At 63.6% G+C, this 24,679-nt stretch carries 21 protein-coding genes; 4 read left to right on the forward strand and 17 right to left on the reverse strand.

Annotation, left to right across the window (positions count from 1 at the left end; translation table 11 throughout):
- Window positions 1-48: 48 nt before the first annotated feature.
- The 5 genes from tal to G522_RS0109740 form a co-directional block, all read right to left on the reverse strand.
- Window positions 49-1,008, reverse strand: coding sequence for a transaldolase (gene tal, locus G522_RS0109720; RefSeq protein ID WP_026790871.1), 960 nt, complete (start codon window positions 1,006-1,008; stop codon window positions 49-51).
- A gap of 189 nt (window positions 1,009-1,197) precedes the next feature.
- Window positions 1,198-3,585 carry a methyl-accepting chemotaxis protein gene (locus tag G522_RS28935; RefSeq protein WP_051228494.1) on the reverse strand — a complete coding sequence of 796 codons (2,388 nt, stop codon included), beginning with the start codon at window positions 3,583-3,585 and terminating at the stop codon, window positions 1,198-1,200.
- 314 nt (window positions 3,586-3,899) lie between these two features.
- Window positions 3,900-6,590: a bifunctional acetate--CoA ligase family protein/GNAT family N-acetyltransferase gene (locus G522_RS0109730; RefSeq protein WP_026790872.1), complete on the reverse strand. Its 2,691-nt coding sequence runs from the start codon at window positions 6,588-6,590 to the stop codon at window positions 3,900-3,902.
- A 66-nt stretch (window positions 6,591-6,656) separates the two neighbouring features.
- Complete coding sequence (locus tag G522_RS0109735) at window positions 6,657-7,487, reverse strand: universal stress protein (RefSeq protein WP_026790873.1); 831 nt, start codon at window positions 7,485-7,487, stop codon at window positions 6,657-6,659.
- A gap of 123 nt (window positions 7,488-7,610) precedes the next feature.
- Window positions 7,611-9,779, reverse strand: coding sequence for a malate synthase G (locus tag G522_RS0109740; protein WP_026790874.1), 2,169 nt, complete (start codon window positions 9,777-9,779; stop codon window positions 7,611-7,613).
- Window positions 9,780-9,992: 213 nt separating this feature from the next.
- Between G522_RS0109740 and G522_RS0109745 the strand changes: the two genes are divergently transcribed.
- Complete coding sequence (locus G522_RS0109745) at window positions 9,993-11,627, forward strand: histidine kinase N-terminal 7TM domain-containing diguanylate cyclase (RefSeq protein ID WP_026790875.1); 1,635 nt, start codon at window positions 9,993-9,995, stop codon at window positions 11,625-11,627.
- Window positions 11,628-11,631: 4 nt separating this feature from the next.
- Here the strand turns inward: G522_RS0109745 and xseA are convergent, their stop codons facing one another.
- The 6 genes from xseA to G522_RS0109775 form a co-directional block, all read right to left on the reverse strand.
- Complete coding sequence (gene xseA / locus G522_RS0109750) at window positions 11,632-13,065, reverse strand: exodeoxyribonuclease VII large subunit (protein WP_026790876.1); 1,434 nt, start codon at window positions 13,063-13,065, stop codon at window positions 11,632-11,634.
- A 112-nt stretch (window positions 13,066-13,177) separates the two neighbouring features.
- A complete protein-coding gene (locus G522_RS26320; protein ID WP_051228495.1) occupies window positions 13,178-14,566 on the reverse strand; it encodes a glutamate--cysteine ligase in 1,389 nt (462 codons plus the stop codon).
- A gap of 123 nt (window positions 14,567-14,689) precedes the next feature.
- Window positions 14,690-15,433 carry a 16S rRNA (uracil(1498)-N(3))-methyltransferase gene (locus tag G522_RS0109760; RefSeq protein WP_026790877.1) on the reverse strand — a complete coding sequence of 248 codons (744 nt, stop codon included), beginning with the start codon at window positions 15,431-15,433 and terminating at the stop codon, window positions 14,690-14,692.
- A 166-nt stretch (window positions 15,434-15,599) separates the two neighbouring features.
- A complete protein-coding gene (locus G522_RS26325; RefSeq protein WP_156886894.1) occupies window positions 15,600-15,836 on the reverse strand; it encodes a glutathione S-transferase in 237 nt (78 codons plus the stop codon).
- Window positions 15,833-16,171, reverse strand: coding sequence for a DUF1127 domain-containing protein (locus G522_RS26330; RefSeq protein WP_036838799.1), 339 nt, complete (start codon window positions 16,169-16,171; stop codon window positions 15,833-15,835). Before G522_RS26330 ends, G522_RS26325 begins: the two co-directional genes overlap by 4 nt.
- A gap of 187 nt (window positions 16,172-16,358) precedes the next feature.
- Window positions 16,359-16,682 (reverse strand): YjiS-like domain-containing protein, encoded by a 324-nt coding sequence (locus G522_RS0109775; RefSeq protein WP_026790878.1) that lies wholly within the window; start codon window positions 16,680-16,682, stop codon window positions 16,359-16,361.
- Between the two features lie 272 nt (window positions 16,683-16,954).
- Between G522_RS0109775 and G522_RS0109780 the strand changes: the two genes are divergently transcribed.
- Complete coding sequence (locus G522_RS0109780; protein ID WP_026790879.1) at window positions 16,955-17,848, forward strand: LysR substrate-binding domain-containing protein; 894 nt, start codon at window positions 16,955-16,957, stop codon at window positions 17,846-17,848.
- A gap of 16 nt (window positions 17,849-17,864) precedes the next feature.
- Here the strand turns inward: G522_RS0109780 and G522_RS0109785 are convergent, their stop codons facing one another.
- The 4 genes from G522_RS0109785 to G522_RS0109800 are packed head-to-tail and all read right to left on the reverse strand — an operon-like array spanning window position 17,865 to window position 21,343.
- Window positions 17,865-18,479 carry a LysE family translocator gene (locus G522_RS0109785; protein ID WP_026790880.1) on the reverse strand — a complete coding sequence of 205 codons (615 nt, stop codon included), beginning with the start codon at window positions 18,477-18,479 and terminating at the stop codon, window positions 17,865-17,867.
- 4 nt (window positions 18,480-18,483) lie between these two features.
- Entirely contained in the window at window positions 18,484-19,158 is a 675-nt protein-coding gene (locus G522_RS0109790) for a LutC/YkgG family protein (protein ID WP_342663885.1), read from the reverse strand.
- Entirely contained in the window at window positions 19,155-20,579 is a 1,425-nt protein-coding gene (locus G522_RS0109795) for a LutB/LldF family L-lactate oxidation iron-sulfur protein (protein ID WP_026790882.1), read from the reverse strand. Before G522_RS0109795 ends, G522_RS0109790 begins: the two co-directional genes overlap by 4 nt.
- Window positions 20,576-21,343 carry a (Fe-S)-binding protein gene (locus tag G522_RS0109800; protein ID WP_026790883.1) on the reverse strand — a complete coding sequence of 256 codons (768 nt, stop codon included), beginning with the start codon at window positions 21,341-21,343 and terminating at the stop codon, window positions 20,576-20,578. The genes G522_RS0109795 and G522_RS0109800 overlap by 4 nt, the downstream gene beginning before the upstream one ends.
- Window positions 21,344-21,662: 319 nt before the next feature.
- Here G522_RS0109800 and G522_RS26335 point away from each other — a divergent pair, with 319 nt between their 5' ends.
- Window positions 21,663-21,995, forward strand: a complete 333-nt coding sequence (locus tag G522_RS26335; protein WP_036838905.1) for a lysozyme inhibitor LprI family protein — start codon at window positions 21,663-21,665, stop codon at window positions 21,993-21,995.
- 42 nt (window positions 21,996-22,037) lie between these two features.
- On the opposite strand, the gene G522_RS26340 is transcribed toward G522_RS26335, so the two are convergent.
- Both G522_RS26340 and G522_RS0109820 read right to left on the reverse strand, forming a co-directional pair.
- Complete coding sequence (locus tag G522_RS26340) at window positions 22,038-22,715, reverse strand: L,D-transpeptidase (RefSeq protein ID WP_245586634.1); 678 nt, start codon at window positions 22,713-22,715, stop codon at window positions 22,038-22,040.
- A gap of 158 nt (window positions 22,716-22,873) precedes the next feature.
- Window positions 22,874-23,581 (reverse strand): L,D-transpeptidase, encoded by a 708-nt coding sequence (locus G522_RS0109820; RefSeq protein ID WP_026790884.1) that lies wholly within the window; start codon window positions 23,579-23,581, stop codon window positions 22,874-22,876.
- A 315-nt stretch (window positions 23,582-23,896) separates the two neighbouring features.
- On the opposite strand from G522_RS0109820, the gene G522_RS0109825 reads away from it, so the two are divergent.
- On the forward strand, window positions 23,897-24,601 hold the full coding sequence (locus G522_RS0109825) for a protein phosphatase CheZ (RefSeq protein WP_026790885.1): 705 nt from the start codon (window positions 23,897-23,899) through the stop codon (window positions 24,599-24,601).
- Window positions 24,602-24,679: the final 78 nt, after the last annotated feature.

The following is a 24,679-nucleotide window of genomic DNA, read 5'->3' on the forward strand; positions in this document are numbered from 1 at the left end:
AGAGGGCTGGCTGGCACTGACTTGATGGTGCCGGCCAGCCGCCGGTCGTCAGGCGACGAAGCGCTTGGCGACGATCTTGCGCAGCTCGCCGAGATCCTTGGCGAACAGGCGGATGCCCTCGGCTAGCTTCTCGGTGGCCATCGCGTTCTGGTTCATGGCCCAGCGGAAGGCCTTCTCGTCGAGCTTCACCACGTCCGGCTTCGGGCCGGGCTTGTGCGGCGACAGAGCACGCTGCAGGGTGCCATTGTCTGCAGCCAGAGCGTCGAGCAGCGCCGGGGAGATGGTCAGGCGGTCGCAGCCGGCGAGAGCCTCGACTTCGCCCTGCGAGCGGAAGGAGGCGCCCATCACCACGGTCGGGATGCCGTGGGCCTTGTAGTAGTCATAGATGCCGTGCACCGAGATGACGCCCGGATCTTCTTGCGGCGTGAAGGTGCGGTTCTCTGCCTTGACATGCCAATCGAGAATGCGGCCGACGAAGGGCGAAATCAGGAAGGCCTTCGCATCGGCGCAGGCGATGGCCTGGGCGATGTCGAAGATCAGCGTCATGTTGGTGTCGATGCCTTCCTTCTGAAGGACTTCCGAGGCGCGGATACCTTCCCACGTGCCAGCAACCTTGATCAGGATCCGCTCGCGCTCGACGCCGTTGGCCTTGTAGGCGGCGATGATGGCGCGCGCCTTCTCGATGGTGGCGGCGGTGTCGAAGGAGAGATCTGCATCGACCTCGGTGGAGACGCGGCCTTCCACCAGTTTGGTGAGTTCGGTACCGACGGCAACGGCGAGACGATCGCCGATCGCCTTGACGGCAGCCTCCTGAGAGCCGGCCTGCTTCTTACCCCAGGCGACGGCATCGGCCAGGATGGGCTCGTAGGCCGGCAGGCCAATAGCCTTCAGCACCAGCGTCGGGTTGGTCGTGCAGTCGACCGGTCTGAATTTCTTGATGGCGTCGATGTCACCGGTATCGGCGACCACCACGGTCATCTCGCGCAATTGGTCTAGCTTGGAAGCCATGTCCTCAACTCCATATCTGGCCAATACCGCTCTGGGTTTCGGCCAATCTCCGTCCCTCAAAATTATGGTCTCTCGCGTATCAAAATGCAAGAAAGCGATAAAAAGAAATTAATTGCATTTTAAGCCGGCAAATGAAGCGGGCGGGCCCCCTTTGGAACCCGCCCGCTTCCCTCTCCCCCCGAAAACTTGTCAGGCGGCCATCACCCGATTGATGAAGCGCTCGACGACCTCGCGCAGGCGCGTCGCCTGATCGTTCATGTCGTTGGACACCGCCAGCACCTGGCTGGCCGACTGCGAGGTTTCGCCGACCACACGGGTCAGAGCCTGCGTCTCGTCAGCGACCGACTTGGTCCCGCCGGCTGCCTTTTGAGCATTGAGCGAAATCTCCGCCGTAGCATTGCCCTGCTCGCCGACGGCCGTGGCGATCACATTGGTGGTGCGGTCAACCTCGCCCATGATGTCGGAGATGGCGCGGATGGCCGCCACGGCTTCTCCGGTCGAGGCCTGGATCTGCGCGATCTGCGAAGCGATCTCCTCGGTCGCCTTGGCGGTCTGCCCGGCGAGGTTCTTCACCTCAGAGGCAACCACCGCGAAGCCCTTGCCGGCTTCACCAGCGCGTGCAGCCTCGATGGTCGCATTGAGCGCCAGAAGGTTGGTCTGCTCGGCAATCGCCTTGATCAGGGTGATGACATTGCCGATGCGTGTTGCCGCGTCGGCAAGCCCCGAAATCGTGGCGTCGGTCTTCTTGGCTTCGCCGGTGGCGCGCTGGGCGACCACGGTCGCAGTCTCGGTTTGGCGAGAGATTTCCCCGATCGACGCCGACAGTTCCTCGGCGGCGGCAGCCACCGTCTGGACACCGTCAGACGCCAGTTCGGAGGCCGAGGCCGCCGTACCGGCGCGCTCGCGTGCTTCTTCGGCGATGGCAGCCAGCGCCTTGGCGGTCGCCTCCATCTGGTCGGCGTTGCCGCCGACGAGGCTGACGAGCTGCTCGATTTCCAGGCGGAAATCGTTGATCACGCCCTCGATGGTTTCCTGACGAAGTTCCCGCGCCTGCTGCTCGGCTTCGGTCTGCTCGGCGAGGCGGCGGCGTTCGATGGCGTTGTCGCGGAAGACGCGCACGGCCCCGAACATGCCGCCAATCTCATCTTTGCGGCCAGCGAGATCGAGCGCCATGTCGGTGTCGCCCGTCGCCAGTCGCCGCATGGCAGCGGTGAGGATGGTGATTGGTCGGGTGATCAGTCGCGAAAGCGCGATACCGATGATGAGCGCGAACACCAGCGCCGCCCCCAATGTACCGGACATGGTGAAGGTGCTCGACGCGCGGTTGCGGCTGGCTGCCGCGGCACGATCGTCCACCACCGTCTTGATGGCGGAAATGGCGGCGGCCGACTGACTGCGCGAATCCTCACGAGCGCCAACGAAAGCCTTCGACGCATCGACCAGCTTGGTGAAGGCGTCCTTGAAGCGGTCGATATCCTTGGACGGGTCGACGCCCCCGGCAGCGACGATCTTCTGCCCCGTTTCCTTGGCCGCGTCGGCGGATTTCAGCATCATCTTGGTGCTGACCGCTTCCGGATCGTAACGATAGGTCGTGGTCTGCAAGGCCAGTTCGTCGATCTCACCACCGAACAGGGTGGCAAGGTCGGACAGCTCGCGCGCCTTGGCGGCATCATCGAGTAGGGATTGCATGTTGTAGCTGGCAAGATCCCGCTGCTGGCCGGCCAAACGGATGATTTCATCCGTGCCCTTACTCAGCTTGCCAAGACCATCAAGTGCGAAAACCCGCTTCTGCTCGACGGCGAACGGATTGGACCCACTCCGCATCTCGTCGAGCAACGGAACAAGTGCCTTAGCAGCCTCCTCGATGGCGCTCGCCTGCGCCTTGATTTCATCATCGGCGCCGACAGCCCTGATCTGGTTGACGATTGTCCTCACCGACATCACAGCCTTCAGGGCGGCGTCGATGTTGGTGGTATCGCTGCTCGCGGCAAATTTAGCCAACAGTTCGTTGGCCTGAAGGGCCGAAATCTCGATTTTGTAGGCGGTGACTGCGAGATCGGCGGCCGAGTTGGTGGCAAGGGCGGATTCACTAGCCTTGGTCTGGAACTGCTTGGCTTTGGCTGCCGCGTCGGATTCGATCTGGCCGGCACGGCTCTGCATGTTGGACAGCAGTTCCATCGTAGCCGCGGCTGTGGCGGCCACTGCGTCCGAAGAGGAGGACAGAACGCCGATCGACGCGCGGAACTGATCAACCGCCGTATAAGCTGGGGCAAGGCCAGGGTCGGATTTGCCGCCCAGCTCGTCGAGGCTGGCATTGACCTGATCCAGGAGGTGCCCGGCCTCCGAAGCAGCGCCGTTATCGCGATTCTGGATGAATGTCGTGACTGCGTTGCCAGCATCGTTGACGGTTGCCAGCACCGAAGCTGACTTCGACGTCATATCGACCGCGAGGCCCAGCCGGTTGAGGCCGAAAAATCCGGCTCCTCCGACAACGGCGGCCAATACCGCAAGGGAAATGAGTCCACCGCCGATTTTCACCGAAATCGAACGGTTCGACAGGAAAGCCGTGAGCGACATCTTCTCCCCCCGGATTGGCGCCCGCCACAAAGACGGCGCGCTGGCTCTACGCGTATCCGCAAATCTTGCAGCGTTCCGGTAAAGAAAAAGTGGATGAAACCCGGCCAAAACGAGGAAAATTCATCGGCTTCGCAATCGCTTGCGAAAGATAAATATTCAAAGTGCGTGGTATCTGAGGACCGTTTTCCTGCAACTGCCGGAAATGGCGCGAAAATCGAAGGTCTTGGAGTAGGCGTCGCGCTGGAGATGCTGGCTCTGCCAGAATATAGGACAGAAGTGTCTTGCAAATAGACTTTAGGCTAGTTGGTAATTGATCAGAGGTCGAAGTTAACCTTGATGATGTCGGGGCTATCCGGGTCGGGTGTCAGTGAGAAACCAAGCCGTTGGCACATCCTGAGCATCTGGCGGTTTTCCACGAGGACTTCGCCGTGGATACGCGCGTAATGCTCACGGCGAGCGTAACGGATGATCTGGAGCATCAGCGCTCGGCCTAGGCCCAGCCCCTTGAGGTCGGAGCGCACCGACACGGCATATTCGCCGTCGCCGCCGCCGGGGTCGCCGTGCAGCCGTACGCCGCCCAGCATGTCGCCGTTGTCAGGATCGAGGGCGACGAAGGCCATGGCGCGGGCGTAGTCGATCTGGGTCAGACGGGCGACGAAGGCGTGGCCGAGGTCATGGACGCGTTGGAAGAAGCGCAGCCGCATATCCTCGGCGGTCATCTTTGAGAAGAAGTCGAGATAGCGACCTTCATCCTCTGGTCGCACCGGCCGCACGAATACCGAGCGGCCACCGGGCAGCGTGATGGTGTCTTCCCACTCGGTCGGATAGGGACGGATCGAGAGGCGGGGATGATGCACCGCAGCGCCCGACGCCGGGGAGTCGGAAACCAGCGTCACCCGCGCGTCGACCACCGTCAGCCGATCTGCCTCGGCAATCAGCGGGTTGAGGTCGATGTCCCCGATCGCCGGATGTTCAGCGACGAGCTGGGCGAGCCGTTGCAGAATGCCGGCAAGGTGATCGACATCGACGGGTCGGCGATCGCGATAGCCCTGAAGCTGGCGGGCAACGCGCGTCCGGGCGATCAGGTCACGGGCGAGGTTGGCGTCGAGTGGCGGCAGCGCCAGCGCCCGGTCGTTGATGACCTCCACGGCGGTGCCGCCACGACCGAACACCATGACTGGTCCGAAAACCGGGTCATCGGTCACGCCGGCGATCAATTCCACCGCCTTCGGCGCCACGATCATCGGGTGAAGCGTCACACCATCAATGCGCGCGCCGGGCCGGGCGGCCCTGGCGCGGGCGATCACCGCCTCGGTCGCCACCACCACCGCGTCGGGGCTGGACAACTCCAATTCCACCCCGCCGACGTCGGACTTGTGAACGATGTCGGGGGAAGCGATCTTCACGACCAGCGAGCGGTATTCGCCGAGAAGACGAGTTGCCAACTGCCGGGCTTCCGTAGCATCGGCCGCGGCGAGGGCGGGCACGATCGGAATGTCATAGGCGGCCAGAAGGTCCACCACTTCGCTTGCCTTGAGCCAAAGGCGACCATCGGCCAGGGCCGCGGCGATCACCGCCGACGCTCGACCCCGGTCAGGCGAAAAGCCGGCAAGAACGTCGGCTGGCGTCGCCGTCAGAGCTGTCTGGGCTTCGGCATGGCGGACGAGTTGCATCAATCCCTCGACGGCACCGTGCGGCGTTTCCAGGGCCGGGATGCGCGCTCGCGCGAAGGCAGAACTCCAGCCGTCATCCTCGCCGAGCCAGGCGGCGATCAGCGGCTTGCCGTCGTAGCGGCCTCGGCGATAGTCGGCGACGGCCTCGACCACCGCGTCGGCGGCGAGCTTGGAAGGACCAAGCGGCGTCGGGCAATTGATGACCACCACCGCATCGACGCCGCCATCGGCGAGCACCGCCCGCGTCGCCGCGCCATAACGGTCGGCGGCGGCATTGCCGACGAGGTCGACCGGGTTACCGCGCGACCAGCCAGGCGGCAGCTGCCGATCGAGCGTGGCGATGGTGTCGTCGCCAAGGGTCGCAAGCTCGCCGCCGAGGTCGACGACACGGTCAGCGGCCAGCACGCCGGCGCCGCCGCCGTTGGTGATGATGGCGATGCGTTTGCCTTGGATGCGCGGGACCATACTGAGCGTTTCGGCAGCCGAGAACATCTCATCGAGGTCGGCCACCCTAAGCAGGCCGGCCCGGCGGAAGGCACAATCGTAGACGGCATCGATACCCGCCAGCGCACCGGTATGCGATCGGGCTGCACGGGCGCCAGCGGCGTGCCGGCCGGCCTTGATCACCACCACCGGCTTGGAGCGGGCGGCGGCGCGGGCCGCCGACAGGAAGGTGCGGGCGTCGCGAATACTTTCAAGATAGAGGAGGATCGCCCGGGTGCGGTGGTCGAGGGCGAAATGATCGAGCATCTCGTCGAAGTCGACGTCGACGGCATCCCCGAGCACGGCGATGCCGGAAAAGCCGACGCCATGCCGGGCCGCCCAATCGAGCGCGGCATGGGTGAGCGTACCCGACTGTGAAACAAAGGCCAGATCGCCCGGCACTGCCGCTCGCTGTGCGAAGCTGGCGTTTAGGCCGATGGATGGAATCTGCAGGCCGGCGCTGTTGGGACCGAGCACCCGGATACCGTGCCGCCTCGCCACAGCGGTCATCGCTTCGAGAAGACTGCCCGGCCCGTGGCCAAGACCGGTGGTGATCACCACCGCGTGGCGGATGCCGGCCGCGCCGATCCCCTCCATCACCTCGATGATCGCTTCCGGAGGTACGGCGACAACGGCCAGATCAGACGGCGCTTTCAGGTCGGCGACCGACGGATAGACGGGGCTGCCGTCGATCTCGGTGAAGAACGGATTGACGAAGGATACCCGGTCGCGACCAAAAGCCATAAGGTTGCGCGCCAGCACCGAGCCGACCGAATTGGGTCGGGGCGTCGCACCGATCAGCACGACGCGCTTCGGCCGGAAAAAGGGGTCGAGACTCTGAAGGCTCATGTCGGGCCAGGACTCGGCGATGCGGGAAGCGGAACGCGGCCGGTTGGCCGCGTTCCATAGTCTGGGTCAGTGAGTCATCAGCGTTGGAATAGTCATCTTTTCCAGCATGTCGCGGGTGACGCCGCCAAGCACAAACTGCCGGAATCGATTGTGACCGTAGCCGCCCATGACCAGCATGGTGGCGCCACTTTCGGCCGCGTGGTTGTTCAGCACCGTCGATACTTCGGAAGCCGAGCGCGGCAGCGTCGTCACCGTCACCGTGTGATCATGCCGGGCAAGATAGGCAGCAACGTCGGCTCCGGGCTCGCCGGACCACTTCTTGGAGCCGGCCACCATCACGATCTCGATCGAAGTAGCGATTCTCAGTGCCGGCAGGGCGGCGTGAACCGCACGGGCCGCAGTTGACGAGCCGTCCCAGGCGATCATCACTTTCTCGGAGGTGATCGGCTTGTTCCATCCCGAGGGAACGATCAGCACCGGCACCCCGGATTCGAACAGCAGCGTCTCGATGATGGCGGCGCGCATCGGCTCGCCGTGCTCGGGATCATCCTGACCGACGACGATCAGGTCGGACAGCTGCGCCTGCCGCACGATGGCCGGCGTGCCGCCGGAATAGACCGTGGCGGTGCGGGCCTCGGCGTCCACCCCCAATTTGGCCGCTTCAGCGGTGAAGGCCGCAGCGGCATCCTTGGCCGAATTTTCAGCGTTGGTGATCGCCTCGACGAGATATTCCGCCGGCACCGGCGAGGCGAGGAAGCCGGGCGCTATCGGTTCCAGCGCCAGCGCGAGACCGGTAACGTGAGCCTTTCGTCGTGATGCAAGTTCCAGCGCCGCCGTGGAGGCGTTCATCTTGTCGTTGTAAATGTCGATGATGGTGAAGATGTCCCTGACGGTCATGGCGGCGCCTCCTCAGCGACTTCAAACAGGACCCTGGCGGCCCGACACCGGCGGCAAGGTCTTGTACAAGACCAGAAAACCGTCGATGCCTTCATCCTTAGATAGGTCTTGGCGCCAATCAATTCACCTCATGGCGATCTCGACCTTTCGCCTACGTCGAAACGCGGTCAATACCGGTTCGGTATAGCCGTTCGGCTGACGGTCACCGGTCATGATCAGCTCGACGGCGGCCTGGAACGCCAACGAACCTGCAAAATCATTGCCGATCGGCCGATAGGCCGGATCGCCGGCATTCTGCCTGTCGACAACGGCCGCCATCCGTTCAAGTGTTTGCATCACTTGTTCGCGACTGACGATGCCATGCTTCAGCCAGTTGGCGATATGTTGGCTGGAAATGCGCAGCGTTGCCCGGTCTTCCATCAGACCGACGTCATGAATGTCGGGCACCTTGGAACAGCCGACACCTTGGTCGATCCAGCGGACGACGTAACCGAGAAGGCCCTGCGCGTTGTTGTCGAGCTCCTCGGCGATCTCGGCGGGGCTCCATGGACGATCCGGGGCGATCGGCAGCGTCAGCAACGCATTGAGCGACGCGCGTTCGCGGCTGGCGAGCTCAGCTTGCCGGGCGGCCACATCAACTTCCAGATAGTGCAGGGCGTGCAGCGTCGCCGCCGTCGGCGACGGCACCCAGGCGGTAGAGGCTCCGGCGCGCGGATGGCCGATCTTTTCCGTGAGCATCGCCGCCATGCGGTCGGGTGCCGCCCACATGCCCTTGCCGATCTGAGCGCGGCCGGAAAAGCCGAGGGCGAGGCCGGCATCGACATTGCCCGCCTCATAGGCGGCGATCCAGGCGGACGACTTCATGTCGCCTTTCCGCACCATGGGGCCGGCCAGCATCGAGGTGTGGATCTCGTCGCCGGTGCGGTCCAGGAAGCCCGTGTTGATGAAGAACACGCGCGATGTCGCCGCGGCGATCGCGGCGCGCAGATTGACCGAGGTGCGCCGCTCCTCGTCCATGATGCCCATCTTGAGCGTCAGTGGCTTGAGACCCAGCGCCGTTTCGACCGCCGCGAACAGCCGGTCGGCAAAGGCAACCTCTTCCGGGCCGTGCATCTTCGGCTTGACGATATAGACGGCGCCGGTGCGGCTGTTGGCGTGCCGGCCGTTCGGACCGACGTCGTGGAGCGCAATCGCCGAGGTGACCAGTGCGTCGAGAAGACACTCGGCCGTCTCGTTGCCGTCGGCATCGAGCACCGCGTCCGTGGTGAGCAGCGAGCCGACGTTACGCACCAGCATCAAGCTGAGGCCCTTGAGCGAACCGTCCGAGTCGTCGGGACGGATGAAATTGCGGTCGGCCGAGAGCCGTCGTGTCGCGGTAACGCCCCCCTTGTCGAAGCTTGCTTCGAGATCGCCACGCATCAGGCCGAGCCAGTTGCGATAGACGGCCACCTTGTCCTCGGCGTCGACGGCCGCGACCGAGTCCTCACAGTCCATGATGGTCGTGAGCGCGCTTTCGATCAGGATGTCGTTGATGCCCGCCGGATCACTGGAGCCAATCGGTTCGCCTCGATCGATATGGATGTCGACATGCACACCGTTTCGCTTCAGGAGAATGGCTGCCGGTTCCTCGGGATCGCCGCGATAGCCGACAAAAACCTCGGGATTGGTGAGTTCCTCCTCATTGCCATCGGCAAAGCGAACCTTCAGCTGACCGGCAATGACGACATAGGCCACCACATCCGAATGGCCTCGGGATTCGAGCGGAAAGGCGCCGTCGAGCACGGCTTTGGCGCGCGCCACCACCGCTTTCGCCCGCTCCGCGTCAAAGCCGCCTTGCGGCGGTGGCGTACCGAGCGCGTCGGTACCGTAGAGGGCATCGTAGAGACTGCCCCAGCGAGCGTTGGCGGCGTTGAGCGCATAGCGGGCGTTCATTACCGGAACGACGAGCTGGGGCCCGGCGATCTCGGCAATCTCCGGGTCGACGCCCGTCGTCTCGATGGAAAACGGCGCCGGTTCGGGAACGATGTAGCCAATCTCCATCAGAAAGGCGTGGTAGGCATTTGGCTCGACAATGCCGGGATGAGCGGTGTGCCAGGCGTCGATCTGCTGCTGCAAGGCGTCACGCTGGTCGAGAAGGCGTTTGTTCTCCGGACCGAAGCGACCGAGGATATCAGCGAGCGCTGCCCAGAAACGGCCGGGCTCCAGACCTGTGCCGGGCAGCGCATCCCGTTCAATGAAGTCGGCGAGTTCCGTAGCAACCTTGAAACCGTTCAGCGTGCGATAAGCAGTCATCTTGATATGTCTCGGTTGGGAGGCGGCTTGGCCGGATGGGCGATAGGTCCCACGAAAACCGTTGCGACGTTGCCTGTCCAGTCCTGTCTGCCTTTAAGGCTCCGTATTTTTTCGATACGGCATGCATAAATTCGAAACCAATTCGAAAGAACCCGCAGAATAACGTCGCCGCTATCGCCCTAAACGAACGATTGTCCCGGAGCTCGAGTACTCGTGCAGCCTGCCGCCGTCATTCTGGCTTTCGTCGTGGTCGGGACGGTCTTGACCACGTGGCATACGCTGCGAGTGGGCAGTTTCCCAGGTCGCACCGATTATCTGATGCTGATGGCATCCGGCTGCTGGTGGGCAGTCAGTGCCTTCTTCGACGTCAGCGCCACCGATCCGGCGTCCAAGATCTTCTACTCGGAACTGGCTTGGTACGGCATCATCACGACGCCGATCTCGTGGATGCTGTTCATGGCCGCTTACATTCGTGGCTCCGATCTGCCCAGTGCCTCGCTCTACACCGGTCTGTCCATTGCCGCCGGGCTTGTGGTGCTGACGATCGCCATGACCAACGATCTGCATCATCTGATCTACGTCGCCGTCACGCCTGACCCGTCGCCAGCCTATCCCCATCAGTTGCGTTACGATCATGGGCCGGTCTTCTTCGCAGCGATGATCGCCATCTACTTTTTCATGTTGATGACGGCCATCCGGACGCTATGGGCAGCCATTCATGCCCCGGAGGTGCATCGCGCCCAGTTCATCGGTCTTCTGGTTTCGGCCATGGTGCCCTGGACGGCCAACGCCGCCTATAATTTCGCTGGCATTCGTATCTTTGGATTCGATCCGACACCGCTTGCCTATGTCGTGGTGCCGATGATCTACAGCGTTCTGGTCAGCCGTAACCAGTTCCTGTCGCTGGCGCCCGTCGCCATCAGCGCGGTGGTGGCCGCCCATCCCGACGGTATTCTGGTCGTTTCAGGACATGGCCTGATCACCGAGGCCAACGGTGCGATGCGCGCGATCTTCGGTGATCGCCAGCTCGTCGGAAAGCCCTTCTCTGACCTCGGCACCATGTTCGGACCCGCCGATCGCGCGAGTCTGTTCGATGGCAGTGAGTTGGTTCATCGCTGGCGGCGTGGCGAGCGCACATATGAGGTGCGAACGGTTGTTGTCGAAGCTGCGCGTTACTCGCAGAGCGTTGCCTACGTGCTGCGCGACATCACCGACTATCTGCGGGCTCAGGAAAACCTTCAGATCTCCACCCGGTTGATGGAGGATCGTCTCGAGGCCAACCTGCGCCTGCAGGAGCAACTACACGAGATGGCGCACCGTGACAGCCTGACCGGTCTCAACAATCGGCGCATTCTGGAGAATATCTCCGATCGGCTGATCGACACAGCCGATGCCGTGGGACGATCGCTGGTCGCCGTCTCGCTCGATCTCGACCATTTCAAGCGGCTCAACGACACCTATGGGCACAAGGCCGGTGATGACGCCCTGGTGGCGATGGCGGGCGTTCTCACCCGCTCGCTCCGCCCCGGTGAAGTGGCCGTGCGCATGGGCGGCGAGGAGTTTCTGGTGTTGATGCCCAACGCAGACATCGAGGAGGCGCGCGCCCGCGCCGAGGCATGGCGGGCGGTCATCCGTTCCCAGCCGGTGGTCACCAGCCTGGGGCCAGCCGAAATTACCTTTTCGGCCGGCATTTCGGCCTATCCGGATACAGCTGCGTCGTTCGAGCAAATGTTGCAGCAGGCCGACAAGGCCGTCTATGCCGCCAAACGGGCCGGCCGCAATCGAGTCGTGGTCGCCCGCCAGCCGGGCGAACTGGGCGATGGGCGGACGCGCTTGGCCCAATCCTGATCGGTCAGAAGAGATTGCCCTGATCTTCGGGCTCGGGCTTTGCTTTTGATCGGCGTGCTACTGGTTTCGCTTCGTTCACCGGTGTCGGATCGTCGCCGAGCCGGCCACGAACCCGGCCATCGGCGAACTCGATCTCGATCGCCGCGCCCTCTGTGAGCCCGCCGGCGCGAAACACCGGCTTTCCCTCGCCGTCGCGCACCAGCGCATAGCCGCGCCTCAGCGTTGCCATGTGGTTGACCGCATCGAACACCGAAGTCACCTGATCGAGGCGCCCCCGTCGCCGCGCGATCAATTCGGCCACCGCACGGCCGCTGCGTGCCGACAATACCGACAGTCGCTCGGCGAGCTGAGCCTGCGTCCTGAGAAGGCTGGCCGGTGTCAGGCGAGCGGTGATGCGTTCGAACTGCCGGGCGTGCAGCGTCGTATTGGCTGTCAGGGCCTTCGGCAAGGCATTGGCTGCGGCGTCGAAACGCTGGCGCGGCAGGGCAAGGATATCGGAAGCACGCGGCAAGGCACGCGCGGCGGCCATGAGCCGGGTCCGCCGGAGATCGACGGCTCGAAGGCTGGCGCCGGTAAGTCGGCGGCCGAGATCGTCGACGCGGTCCATCAGTTCGCGCCGCACCGGCACCACCATTTCGGCGGCACCGGTCGGCGTGGGCGCACGAACATCGGCGACGAGGTCGATCAGTGTCCAGTCGGTCTCATGGCCGACGGCCGAAACCAAGGGGATGTCGCTGGCAGCAGCGGCGCGCACGACCGCCTCGTCGTTGAACCCCCAGAGGTCTTCGAGGCTGCCGCCACCACGCGCCACGATCAGGACATCGGGGCGCGGAATGCGGCCGCCCTCCGGCAACGCGTTGAAGCCGGCAATACCGGCCGCCACCTCGTTACCGCAGCCGTCGCCCTGCACCTTGACCGGCCAGACCAGCACATGCACGGGAAAGCGATCGGCAAGGCGATGCAGGATATCGCGGATGACGGCGCCGGTGGGCGAAGTGACGACACCGACGACGCGCGGCAGATAGGGAAGCAGCTGCTTCCGGCTGGGATCGAACAGTCCCTCGGCACCGAGCTTGCGCTTGCGCTCTTCGAGGAGCGCCATCAGCGCGCCGGCGCCTGCTGGTTCCAGCGCGTCGATGACGATCTGATACTTGGAGGAGTTGGGGTAGGTGGTGAGCTTGCCGGTGGCAATCACCTCCATGCCTTCTTCAGGCTTGAAACGCAGCTTGCCCATCACGCCGCGCCAGACCACGGCCTCGATGCGCGCGCCCTCGTCCTTCAGGGCAAAATAGGCGTGCCCAGAGGAATGCGGCCCCCGATAGCCGGAAATTTCACCGCGCACGCGCACGAAGCCGAACTGATCCTCGACGCTACGCTTCAGCGCGAAGGAAATCTCGGAAACCGTGAATTCGGCAGCGTTGGTAGGGGCGTCGGTCACCGAGGATTGTCCGGCAGGGTTGAGCGAGCCGCGTGGACGACTCGGAAATCATCAGGCGATCATGGCGGCCGCAAGCCGGGGCGTCAAACCTCCGCCGGCCGCCGGCAGGCGATCAGAGGCAGCCGAGGTCGCCCATCGGCTGCATGTCGAGAGCGCAGAAGATACCGTCGAGATTGCCACCGAATTTCTCCAGCAGCACCTCGGCTTCCGTCTTGCCGCGATCGAGGATGATATCGAGCGGCCGGAGATATTGCGTCTCGTCCTGGCCGCAGCGGTTGAGTTGGGCACGACGGGCGAGACCGGCCCGCGACAGCGCGACCACCTCGCGACCAATATCCTGCACCGTTCGCCCGGCAATCTTCGCCTTGAGCGCCAGCGTCGGCACGTCGTCGCGCAAGCGCTGCCGTTCCTCGGCCGTCCAGCTCTTGATGAGATCCCAGGCGGCGTCGAGCGAGGTCTGGTCGTAAAGAAGCCCCACCCAGAAGGCCGGCAACGCCAGAATGTGGTCGGTAGAGCCGGAGTCGGCGCCCCGCATCTCCAGATAACGCTTCATCCGTACTTCCGGGAACAGCGTACCCAGGTGGTTGTCCCAATCGCCGACGGTCGGTTCGACGCCGGGCAGCCGGTTGCGGAAGGCGCCGGCCATGAACTGGCGGAAGGTGATGTCGGTGGCGCGATGGTAAGTGTCGCCGCGCTTGATGAAATACATCGGAACGTCGAGCGCCCACTCGACATAGCGTTCAAAGCCGAAGCCCTCCTCGAACACGAAGGGAACCATGCCGGCCCGCGCGTTATCGGTATCGCGCCAGATTTCCGAGCGCTCCGAAAGACGGCCGGTGGCTTTTCCGTTGAGATAGGGCGAATTGGCAAACAGCGCTGTGGCGATCGGTTGCAGGGCAATCGACACCTGCATCTTCCGGCGCATGTCGGCTTCGGAGGCAAAGTCGAGGTTCACCTGCACGGTGGCGGTGCGGAACATCATGTCGAGGCCGCGTGTGCCCACCGTCGGCATATAGTCGGACATGATGGCGTAGCGGGATTTCGGCATCACCGGCGTCTCGGGCAGCGTCCAAATTGGACTGGCGCCAAGGGCGAGGAAGCCGATCCTGAGCGGCGTTGCGATTTCCAGCACCTGCATCATATGCGCCTGCAACTCGGTCGCGGTCTGATGCAGATTGATGAGGGGCGCGCCGCTGAGTTCGAACTGGCCGCCCGGCTCAAGGCTGATGGCCCCGCCATGCGTTGGGTCGAGCAGGCCGATCGGCCGGCCCTGATCCTCGATGGGCTCCCAGCCGAGCAGCCCTTCCATGCCTTCCAGCAACTGACGAATGCCACCGGGGCCTTCGTAGGGCACGGGCGTATGATCGAATTTGCGGAAGCCGACTTTCTCGTGCTCGGTGCCGATCCGCCAACGCTCTTTAGGTTTGCAGCCCCCGGCGATCCGCTCGACAAGATCGGCAACGGAAGTGATCGGCGTTGTATCGGACGTGTCGCGCGCCATGAAGAGGCTCCCTCGGATTGGGCGGCAACCTAGCTGCCCGGCAAGGTTTGTTCAATTGCCGCCGAGCGGTCGGCGGGAAACGTTTTGCTCCCTGCGCCGTCGAGATTTTGTCAGGAAGCGGAACTACCAGTCGCCGAGCGTCGCCTGAATGACGGCAAGCGCGGCCACCGCTGCCGTGTCGGCCCTCAGAATGCGCGGGCCGAGAGGAATCGTCGTGACAAAGGGCAGGGCTCGCAACATGCGCCGTTCGTCTTCCGAAAAGCCGCCCTCCGGCCCGATCAAAACTGCGAGAGGGCCGCGGGGTAGGGCCGACAGCACGGCGAGCGGGTTGGTGGTTTCCTCGCCCTCATCGCAGAAAATCAGGCGCCGGTTCGGCTCGTCGCGCGCGAAGCGTTCAAGCACTCGGTCGAGCTTCTCTTCATCCTCGACGCTGGGGACGTGCAGCACGCCGCACTGCTCGGCCGCTTCGACCACGTTGGCGCGCATCCGTTCGATATTCACCCGGCTCGCCTGGGTATGCTGCGTCAGTACCGGACGCATTCGCCCGACACCCATCTCCACCGCCTTCTGGACCATGTAGTCGAGCCGAGCATGTTTCAGCGGCGCGAAGAGATAGAGGAGATCGGGCGCGGACGGTTGAGGACGGCTCAGGCTGAGGTGGGTGAGTTCGGCCGATCTTCGGCCGGCAAGACCGAGCCGGCCTCGCCACTCGCCATTTTGGCCATCGAACACCAGGACGTCGTCGCCTTCCCTGAGGCGCAGCACGTTGAGGAGGTAATTGCTCTGGTCGCGGTCGAAGGACACTGGGGCGCCGTCGAGCGGCGTCGCGGCGAAGACGCGCGGCGTGCGGAAATCGGAATGGGCCATGAAGATGCCAATAGCACGCCCGGCCGGGGCAAAAAAAGAGGCGGCGCCTTGCGACGCCGCCAGGTGATCCGGCAGGGGGCCGGGATGGGAAGGGTCCGGAAGGGAGGCGGGTCCGGACCCTGAAACGGACGCGCTGGGGTGGCGGTGCGCCCGTCGGATGCGAAGGTCAGGCCGCTTCCAGTTCCTTCTGCCGCTTCTTGAGCGGCATGGAGTAATGAACCACTGGCGGCGGCTGAATGGCCGTCTCGAAGGTCAGCATCGCCGCGAGGAAGGTGTCGCGCGCCTGACGGTCAGCAAAACCAACCACCTTGCCCTTATAGTAGGTCAGGGCGTCGGGGCTGACGGGACGGCGGGTGAGTGGGCAGAGATCGTTGACGCAGTCTTCCAGTCTGGGTGCGATCATTCTTCCCTCCCCCTGACCAAGGGCGTGAAATCCACGCTCTTCACGCGATGCAGCACAACACTGTTCATATTCACCGAGTTGCCGTGAGCGACGGCGGCGAGCCTGAGCGACGGGTCTGCGTAAAGCGGACCGTCGAGGGCTTCGCGTACGTCAAATCGGCTGAGGCCGATGTCGGCCAGCTCGTGATCGGTGAAGTCGCAGAGTTGTTTGGCCATCCATCGATTGACCATAATCTTCGCGACGAACCCCGTGCGCTCGGCAGCGGCGCGCACCAGCGAGGTGAACGTCGTAACGAAAGCGGCGGCGAAGGTGGTGGACGCGAGGGTCGTGGACATGATCGGCTCCATCAAGGGGCTTGGATGGTTTGGCGCATTGCGCGTTGGGTCAGGGGTTGAGGGGCAGGGGTGGAGGCGGCAACGGGGCTCCGCCTGGAAGCCCCGTTGAAGTTTTGTTTACCAGTTCATAAGCCCGGTGAATGTTTCAGGCCGGACCGATGTGGATCTCTTATGAAATACGTACGTGTTATTCACGAAGCGCGGCAGCAGCTTCCAGCGCCTTTTCATGCTCGGCGCGGCGGGCTTCGGCGCGGCGGGCGGCCAGCACGTAGCTCGGCTTCCGATCGATCGGCACGAGCAGCGCGCCTTCGACATCGGCATGCGAAATGCCCATGTCCTTCAGCGCACGCGCGTCGAACTCGAGCAGCTGCATCGTTTGCCGGCGGTCAATTTCCGCGGCAATCAGCGCGCCCAGGCGGCTGAACAGAGCGCCTACAAGACGCATCGCCTCGTGAACGGGGCGAGAATGAGAGACACGGCGCGAGGACGCATGATCGAGGATCAGGGTCATTGTCTTGGCTCCAGCGAGCTTGCTCCACCCAAGGGGCAGAACATGGCAGCATCGCGTATCTGAGGTAGGAACGCCGCTGCGGTGTTTCGATAGTGGATTTATCTCATAGGGCTATCAATCAGTCCAACGCATGTTTTTGATGCTTTCCATGACGGAATTTGATATCAACATCTTGACTATAGGTGATCATACGGCGTGATGGGACGCCACCCGAAAACCGAACGAACCGCCTGTGGGCTCTACAAATCGGCCACTCATCAGGATTGTTGAAGATGAACGTTCTTGACCTTGATCAACTGAGGACTTTTGTCGCCATCGCCGAGGTGGGGTCATTCACGGCCGCGGCGGACGTCGTTCACAAGACGCAGTCGGCCGTCTCCATGCAGATGCGCCGCCTTGAAGATCGAGTCGGCAAGCCGATCTTCTCGCGCGATGGCCGCCAGAGCCGGCTCACCGAGGACGGCCGCCGTCTTCTTGAATATGCGCGCCGTCTCATTCGCCTCAATGACGAGACGCTGGCCGCCTTCGAGGATCCCGGCCTGACCGGCTCGGTTCGCCTCGGCATCCCCGACGATTATGCTGATCGGTTGCTGCCACCGGTGCTGGCCGGCTTTTCGCGCATCAATCCGCTGATCGAGATCACCGTCGAATGTCAGCGCTCGGTCACTGTTTCCGATATGATCCGCGACGGCCGGCTCGACCTCGGCATCATCAATCACGGCTATTATGGTTCGCTTCGCGGCGAGGTGATCCGGCGCGAACCGCTGTTCTGGGTCGGCTCGCGCGATCACAGCGTTCATGAGCTCGATCCGGTGCCGCTGGCGCTTGGACCCGATGATTGCTGCTGGCGTGCCAACGTCGTGCGCGCCCTGGACCGGGAGGGGCGGCGTTTCCGCGTCGCCTATATTTCCAGTGCAGCACTGGCGCTGTCGGGTGCCGTGCTGGCCGGTCTTGCCGTGTCGGTGCTGCCGGAAAGCGCTCTCAAGGCCAACATGCGCATTCTCGGCCTGCGCGAGGGATTCCCGGAGCTTGAGCCGGCCGAGATCGGTCTCTTGCGTGCCGAGCACGCCAAAAGCCCGATCCACGACGCGCTCGCCAAGCACATCGTGACCTCGCTCGGCAACCTCGGTGCCGCCGATCAGGCGATGAGCCTGGCGGCGGAGTAAACCGGGAAACGACGGTCTATCGCGCCACCACCGCAGCCGCCGCACCGGCCATCATGGTGCCGGCGGTGCGGTTGAGGCGTTGCATCGCCTTGGGGCTACGGAAGAACTCGCGCGCTCCAGCGGCCGCCGCTGCGTAGACCAGACCAACGATGGTCAGCGTGACGATGGAAACGGCGATCAGCTCCAGATAGCCGGTGAGCGTGATCGTCTCGATCGGCATCAGCGACGGCAGCAGCGCCATGTAGAAAACGATGGTCTTCGGGTTGCCCAGCGTCAGCGTGAAACCGCCCAGCACCGTCCGCCAGGCGCTTTCGGAACGCACCCTGGCCGCCACGTCGGCCGGATCGGCGCGCGAGGTCCAGAGCTTGTAGGCCAGATAGAGTAGGTAGGCGGCGCCGACATAGCGGATCACCAGGAAGGCGAGGTTGAACTCCTGGGCCAGCGAGGCAAGGCCGAAGATGGCCAGCGTCAAGTAGAAAAGATCGCCGAACACGATGCCGATGATGAAGGTCATGCCCGCCCGGAAACCGCCGCCGAGGGCTCGGGCCACCACGGCCGTCATGCCGGGGCCGGGCGAGGCCGCTGCCAAGGCGAGGGCGCCGGTATAGAAGACAAGCGTCAGGATCGGCATCGGTTTACCCCACCACCAGAATGTGAAGGCTGCGCGGGCCGTGAGCCCCGAGCAGCAGCGTCTCCTCGATGTCAGCCGACCGCGACGGACCGGTCACGAGGTTGACCGTGCGCGGCATCGTGCCGGCACCGAAGCGCCGGCGCAAGCCGGCCCATACCGTCTCATAGTCGCCCGTGACCGTCGAGGTATCGACCACCACGATGTGGTGATCGGGCAGGAAGTTGAGCGTCGTCGGATTGTCGGCACCGGAGGTCAGCACCACGGTCCCCGTTTCGGCAACGCCGGCATCGGCATGGCTGAGCCCGGCGAGATCCTGCCCGGCGCTCGGCCCGACCGTTACCGCGAGCTGCGCTTCCCGTTCCCACGGCAAATTGGCAAGGCGTGCGTCGGCACCACGCCGGATCGCCTGTGGCAGATTGCGGTCCCGAAGATATTCGGACACTGCGGCGGGGATGTCGTCGCGACTGCCGAGGCGAGCGACGGTGGCGAACACCTCCCCCGCCTTGCGGATGAACAGCTCGACCCTTTCGGCATCCGGCAGTTGGCCGCGCGCCGGCACGACATTGACAGGCGTTTCGGCGAGACGATGGCGAACGGCGGCGAGCCGGGGGGCATCTTTCTCCGATGTTCCGAGCGACCGGCGGATGCGGCCAAGAATGGCATCACGGCTCGACATCATTTTCTCCCTCGCTTGGCCCATTCGGTGCGGAACGTGCCGCCTTCCGGCGCCGGCAGATCGCGCCAGCGCGTCCAGCCGCTCGCGAGAGGAAGTTGCTTGAGTGCGCCGTCCTTGCCGGCAAGGCGCGCGAGGCTCCAGGCGGCCATCCTGGTCACCGCACCGTAGAGGCGCGGGCGCGCGGCGAGGAAACGCCAGGCGGCGAGGCCGAAGCGAGCCTTCTTCGGCGTCAGGTGACGCTCGAATTCCTTTTCCCGCCAGTGCCGCAACATCTTCGGCAGGGGAATGCGCATCGGGCAGACGCTTTCGCAACGGCCGCAGAGCGTCGACGCATTGGCCAGATGAGCGGCCTTTTCGAGCCCCTGCAGCGACGGCGTCAGCACGGACCCCATCGGTCCCGGATAGACCGAACCGTAGGCGTGGCCGCCGACCGAGCGGTAGACCGGGCAATGGTTGATGCAAGCGCCGCAGCGAATGCAGCGCAGCATGTCCTCGAACTCGGTGCCGAGCATGGCCGAGCGGCCGTTGTCGAGCAACACCACATGAAAGGCTTCGGGACCGTCGGGATCGCCAGCACGGCGGGGACCGGTGGAAAGCGTGGTGTAGACGCTCATTTCCTGCCCGGTGGCCGAGCGGGCAAGAAGTCGCATGATGGTGGCGACATCCTCGAGCGTCGGCACTACCTTTTCGATCGAGGCGAGGACGATGTGGGTCTTCGGCAGGATCTGGGTGAGGTCGCCGTTGCCTTCGTTGGTGACGATCACCGTAGATCCCGTTTCGGCGACCAGGAAGTTAGCACCGGTGATTCCGACATCGGCCGTCAGGAAGCGCTCGCGCAGCACGCCGCGCGCTTCGGCGAGCAGCGACGTTGGCTCCTCGAGATTGCGCAAGGGATCCAGCTTGGTATGCACGCGCCGGAAGTCGGCAGCCACCTGCTCCTTGTTGACGTGCACGGCGGGAGCAATGATGTGGCTCGGCGTCTCGCCTCGGAGCTGGATGATATATTCGCCGAGATCAGTCTCGACCGGGGTAATGCCATTCGCTTCGAGGAAGGCGTTGAGGCCGACCTCCTCGGTGATCATCGACTTCCCCTTGGTTACCCGGCGCGCACCGGCCGCCTGGCAAATGTCGAGAACGATGCGGCTGGCTTCCGCGGCGTCGGCCGCCCAGTGAACGAAGCCTCCCGCCTCCACCACCTTCTTCTCGAAGGCTTCGAGGTAAAGGTCGAGATGAGCAAGCGTGTGCGCCTTGATATCGCGTCCGGCGTCGCGCAGCGCCTCGAACTCCGGCAGCGCGTCGACGGCCCGGCGGCGGCCGCTGACCAGCGTCTCCTCGATATGGGCGATCGCCTTCAGGAGCGGCGGATTGGCCAGCGCCGCATGGGCATTCTTCGGAAAGGACGCGGAACTGAGACCGCCACTCATTTTGTCTTCTCCCCGATGGCCGGTCCGGTGGCCATGCCGGCCAGCACTTCGGCGACATGACGCACCTCGACCCTGCTCCCCTCGCGCTTCAGCTTGCCCGCCATATTGAGGAGACAACCGAGATCGCCCGACAGCAGCAGGTCGACGCCGGTGGACTTGATGTCCGCCGTCTTGCGGTCGACGATAGCATTGGAAATCTCGTCATACTTGACGCAGAAGGTGCCGCCGAAGCCGCAGCAGGCCTCCGGATCGCGCATCTCTTTGATTGCGAGACCGTCAACGGCCGACAGCAGCCGGCGCGGTTGCGCCTTGACGCCCAGCTCCCGAAGGCCGGAGCAGGAATCATGGTAGGTCGCCGTTCCCTCCCAACTGACCGGCAGCGGAGCCACACCGAGGACGTCGACCAGGAACGAGGTGAGCTCGTGCGTCTTGGCTGCGAGCCGCTCGGCGCGAAGCCGCCAGCCAGGTTCGCCGGAGAACAGATCCGGATAGTGCACCTTGATCATGCCGGCACAGGAGCCGGAAGGTACAACCACGTGGTCGAAGGTTTCGAAGAGAGCGATGACCTGCTCGGCCAGCGCCCGCGCGCCGGCCCGGTCGCCGGAGTTATAGGCTGGCTGACCACAGCAGGTCTGGGCGGCCGGCACGGACACCTCGCAGCCGGCGTCTTCGAGAAGCTTTACGGCTGAAAAGCCGACGGTCGGGCGGAAGAAGTCGACAAGGCAGGTCACGAAGAGTCCGACCTGCGGTTTCGGCGTCGTCATGGTGGCCCCGTTCTATTTATTTCGCGGCCAAGGTGATACGCGCAACGATCGATCTTCGCAATCGGCGAAGGCCGTGACGCTCGGGTCTTTTCAGCACTGCTGCATGGAAATCGCCGTCGACTTTTAAAAGTCTGCTTTCGCCCGTAAAAACGGCATCTTTCCAGTGTTCTATAGAAGTGACAGTGGTTCACTTCCATGTAAGGGACCATGGACGGACTGTAGGGTCATGCGCTAATCTTGGAAAAAGACTGGCGCGTTGCCGCCGGAGCTGTCAGGTCGGCTCATCAACGGTCGCGGTGGCCAAAGAAAGGGTACGAGCATGAATGGGTTGGTGGCAGGTTCGGGTATCGTTGCCATCGTCCTTCTGACGATGTGGACGTTGCCGGCCAGGGCGGCTCAACCCAGCTTCGATTGCGACGGCGCCAAGTCGGAAGTCGAGAAAATGATCTGCGGCGACGATGCACTCGCCGATCTCGATCTGCGCCTTGCCAGGGATTTTGCCAGGGCGCTTGCCCGCGCCAGCGCCGATCAGGTCCCGGAGCTCAAGTCGTCTCAACGCGCATGGCGGACGCAAATGCTGAAATGCGCCCAAACAGGCGATCCGCGTGGCTGCGTCCTGGACGCCTATACCAAGCGAATAGCCCAGTTCTGAAACCCGCCTCAGAGCTTTCCCGAGACGGGCTTCGGAGATCGTTTAGCGTACCACCACGCGGGTGCCGACCTTGACGCGCTCGTAAAGGTCCATCACGTCGGCATTGGCCATGCGGATACAGCCCGAGGACGCATTGGTGCCGATGCTCTTCGGCTCGAAGGTGCCATGGATGCGGAACAGCGTGTCCTTGGTGCCGTCGTAGAGGTAGAGGGCACGGGCGCCGAGCGGATTGCCGATCTGCCCTTCCATCATGTCGGGGATGTGATGGCCGCGCGCGTCCTCGCGGGCGATCATCTCCTTGGGCGGGAACCAGCGCGGCCATTTCTGGCGGCTGCCGATCTCCACCATGCCTTTCCAGGCAAAGCCTTCGCGGCCGACGCCGACGCCATAGCGGAGGGCCTTGCCGCCGTCCTCGACGAGATAGAGATGCTTTTCCGATGTGTCGATGATCACGGTGCCCGGCGGCTGGTCGGTCGGAAAATCGACCTCGGCGCGCCGGAAGGGTTCGGGCGGCAGCTGATCGCCGGCGAGGGTGAGGTCGCGGGCGTCATCAGCGGTGTCGTCGGGCAAATAAGACAGCGGTTTGACGGGGATGGGCGCCTCGACGACCGGAGGCTTGGGCGGCTCCACCGGCTTCGATGAAACACAGGCGGAAAGGGCAAGACCAGCGGCGAACGCCAGCATGAGCGGACGCGCCGGAACGACGGATAGTGTCATCATGGAGAAACCTGAGGAAGTGACTCCACCGGTCGGCGGAGCAAAGCGAATCACGACAATTACGTGAAACTAGAAGGCGGCAGTCTCCGCTGTCGAGACCGCCGCAGCCGAAAAGGGTACGTATCGCCCGGCCCCAAGCAAAAAAGGGCAAGGTGAGGCGGCTACAACACGATGACGCGCGTCCCAACTTTGACCCGCTGGTAGAGATCGGTCACATCTTCATTGCGCATCCGGATGCAACCGGACGAAACGGCGTGCCCAATGGTCCAGGGCTCAGCGGTGCCGTGGATGCGATAGAGCGTTGAGCCGAGATACATGGCGCGGGCTCCGAGCGGGTTTTTAGGACCGCCTGGCATCATCACCGGCAGGCCGGGCTGGCGCTGGCGCATCTCCACCGGCGGATGCCAGTCGGGCCATTCGGCCTTGCGCGTGATGCGGTGCTCCCCCGCCCAGGTGAATCCGGGACGTCCGACGCCGACGCCATAGCGGCGCGCCATCCCGTCATCCTCGACGAGGTACAAAAAGCGATTGACGGTATCGATGACGATCGAACCGGGAGCCGCCGGACCGTTGTAGGCGACTTCCTGCGGCAGAAACTCGGGCGCGAGCGGCAGCGTCCGTGGGTCAATCTTGCGTGCCACGTTCGCTGTGGCATCTGGTGGCGTAGACCAGACACGCGGGCTGCGCGCCTGGGGCGCCGCGTAGATCGGCACATTGCCTGGCTGGAGCTGCATCACCCAGGGATCGGTGAGATTTGGCGACAGCACGATCGGCGGCGGCGCAAGATAGCGGCCCGCTTGGGCGGTGGCCGAGCCCGTCGAAACAATGACGGTGGCAACTCCGGCGAAGAACAAGGCAGCAGCTCTCATCGGTGAGAACCTCGGTTGATGGTGGCGGCGCGGCCGGCGGATCGGCCGCCCGCATACAGCCGATGAGGCTAGGGATGGGCGCTCTAGGAATGGTGAACGAGATGCAACCTATATCCATTCAATTCGAGCGATTTATCGTCATGGTTAAGGAAACGTATCGAGGGGGCTCCCAACTATATGAAACTCTACGGGAAATTTCGCCCAAGCTTGCGCCAGGCATACGCGTTGTTAACCGCCTCGCCCTAGAGTTAAGACATTCAGCGGCGGCGTCTATTCTTGGCGACCCTATCCGACCGCGGATGCGAGGAGTGGAATATGGCGTTGGCTCGCAAGGCTTATCGTATCGAAGCTATGCTTGGCGTCGGCGCGGTGTCTGAGCCGGCAAGCGGCATAGGTGCCGACGTGATCCTTCGCGAGCTCAACGAGATCAAGAAGCTGGTCAAACCGCAGCAGGAGATCAGCAAGGACATCATCGCCGACTATCAGAAGCAGTTCACCGAGGCCTACAAGCTTAAGAGCGAAATGGACACCATTCAGGAAGCGATTTCTCGCACCAAGCAGGAAATCGCCAGCCTTCATGTGTCGGGCTTCAAAGGCGAGGATATGAGCCGCGTCACCGACGAGCTGGACGCCGTGGTGGAAGGGACTGAACAGGCGACCGAAAGCATCCTGTCGGCGGTAGAGAAAATCGACGAGGACGCCAATAACCTCGTCGCCCACCTCAAGGGTGAGCAGGAGCAAATGGCGGCCGACATCCAGGAGCGTGTGCTCGCCATCTACGAGGCCTGCAATTTCCAGGATCTCACCGGACAGCGCATAACCAAGGTGGTCAACGTGCTTCGCTTCATTGAAGATCGCGTCAACCGCATGATGGAGATCTGGGGCGGCATGGAAGCCTTCAACTCGATCGAAGCGGACGATTCCTTGCGCCGTGTTGGCGACGCCGCGCTGCTCAACGGACCGGCGCTGCCGACCGCCGATTGCGCCAGCCAGGACGACATCGACGCGCTGTTCGCTTAACCGCAATCCAGGTCATGATTGCCAGGCGGTCGGAACCCGACCGCCTTTTTGCTACTGCCAGTTCATGACGGCAGGCGC

This window comes from Pleomorphomonas oryzae DSM 16300 (assembly GCF_000422965.1).
In the GTDB taxonomy this organism is placed as follows: domain Bacteria; phylum Pseudomonadota; class Alphaproteobacteria; order Rhizobiales; family Pleomorphomonadaceae; genus Pleomorphomonas; species Pleomorphomonas oryzae.

Coding starts and splice junctions, on each gene's coding strand:
- tal (WP_026790871.1), bottom strand. CDS start 1,008: ATGGCTTCCAAGCTAGACCAATTGCGCGAGATGACCGTGGTGGTCGCC.
- G522_RS28935 (WP_051228494.1), bottom strand. CDS start 3,585: ATGTCGCTCACGGCTTTCCTGTCGAACCGTTCGATTTCGGTGAAAATC.
- G522_RS0109730 (WP_026790872.1), bottom strand. CDS start 6,590: ATGAGCCTTCAGAGTCTCGACCCCTTTTTCCGGCCGAAGCGCGTCGTG.
- G522_RS0109735 (WP_026790873.1), bottom strand. CDS start 7,487: ATGACCGTCAGGGACATCTTCACCATCATCGACATTTACAACGACAAG.
- G522_RS0109740 (WP_026790874.1), bottom strand. CDS start 9,779: ATGACTGCTTATCGCACGCTGAACGGTTTCAAGGTTGCTACGGAACTC.
- G522_RS26320 (WP_051228495.1), bottom strand. CDS start 14,566: ATGGCGCGCGACACGTCCGATACAACGCCGATCACTTCCGTTGCCGAT.
- G522_RS0109760 (WP_026790877.1), bottom strand. CDS start 15,433: ATGGCCCATTCCGATTTCCGCACGCCGCGCGTCTTCGCCGCGACGCCG.
- G522_RS26325 (WP_156886894.1), bottom strand. CDS start 15,836: ATGATCGCACCCAGACTGGAAGACTGCGTCAACGATCTCTGCCCACTC.
- G522_RS26330 (WP_036838799.1), bottom strand. CDS start 16,171: ATGTCCACGACCCTCGCGTCCACCACCTTCGCCGCCGCTTTCGTTACG.
- G522_RS0109775 (WP_026790878.1), bottom strand. CDS start 16,682: ATGACCCTGATCCTCGATCATGCGTCCTCGCGCCGTGTCTCTCATTCT.
- G522_RS0109780 (WP_026790879.1), top strand. CDS start 16,955: ATGAACGTTCTTGACCTTGATCAACTGAGGACTTTTGTCGCCATCGCC.
- G522_RS0109785 (WP_026790880.1), bottom strand. CDS start 18,479: ATGCCGATCCTGACGCTTGTCTTCTATACCGGCGCCCTCGCCTTGGCA.
- G522_RS0109790 (WP_342663885.1), bottom strand. CDS start 19,158: ATGATGTCGAGCCGTGATGCCATTCTTGGCCGCATCCGCCGGTCGCTC.
- G522_RS0109795 (WP_026790882.1), bottom strand. CDS start 20,579: ATGAGTGGCGGTCTCAGTTCCGCGTCCTTTCCGAAGAATGCCCATGCG.
- G522_RS0109800 (WP_026790883.1), bottom strand. CDS start 21,343: ATGACGACGCCGAAACCGCAGGTCGGACTCTTCGTGACCTGCCTTGTC.
- G522_RS26335 (WP_036838905.1), top strand. CDS start 21,663: ATGAATGGGTTGGTGGCAGGTTCGGGTATCGTTGCCATCGTCCTTCTG.
- G522_RS26340 (WP_245586634.1), bottom strand. CDS start 22,715: ATGATGACACTATCCGTCGTTCCGGCGCGTCCGCTCATGCTGGCGTTC.
- G522_RS0109820 (WP_026790884.1), bottom strand. CDS start 23,581: ATGAGAGCTGCTGCCTTGTTCTTCGCCGGAGTTGCCACCGTCATTGTT.
- G522_RS0109825 (WP_026790885.1), top strand. CDS start 23,897: ATGGCGTTGGCTCGCAAGGCTTATCGTATCGAAGCTATGCTTGGCGTC.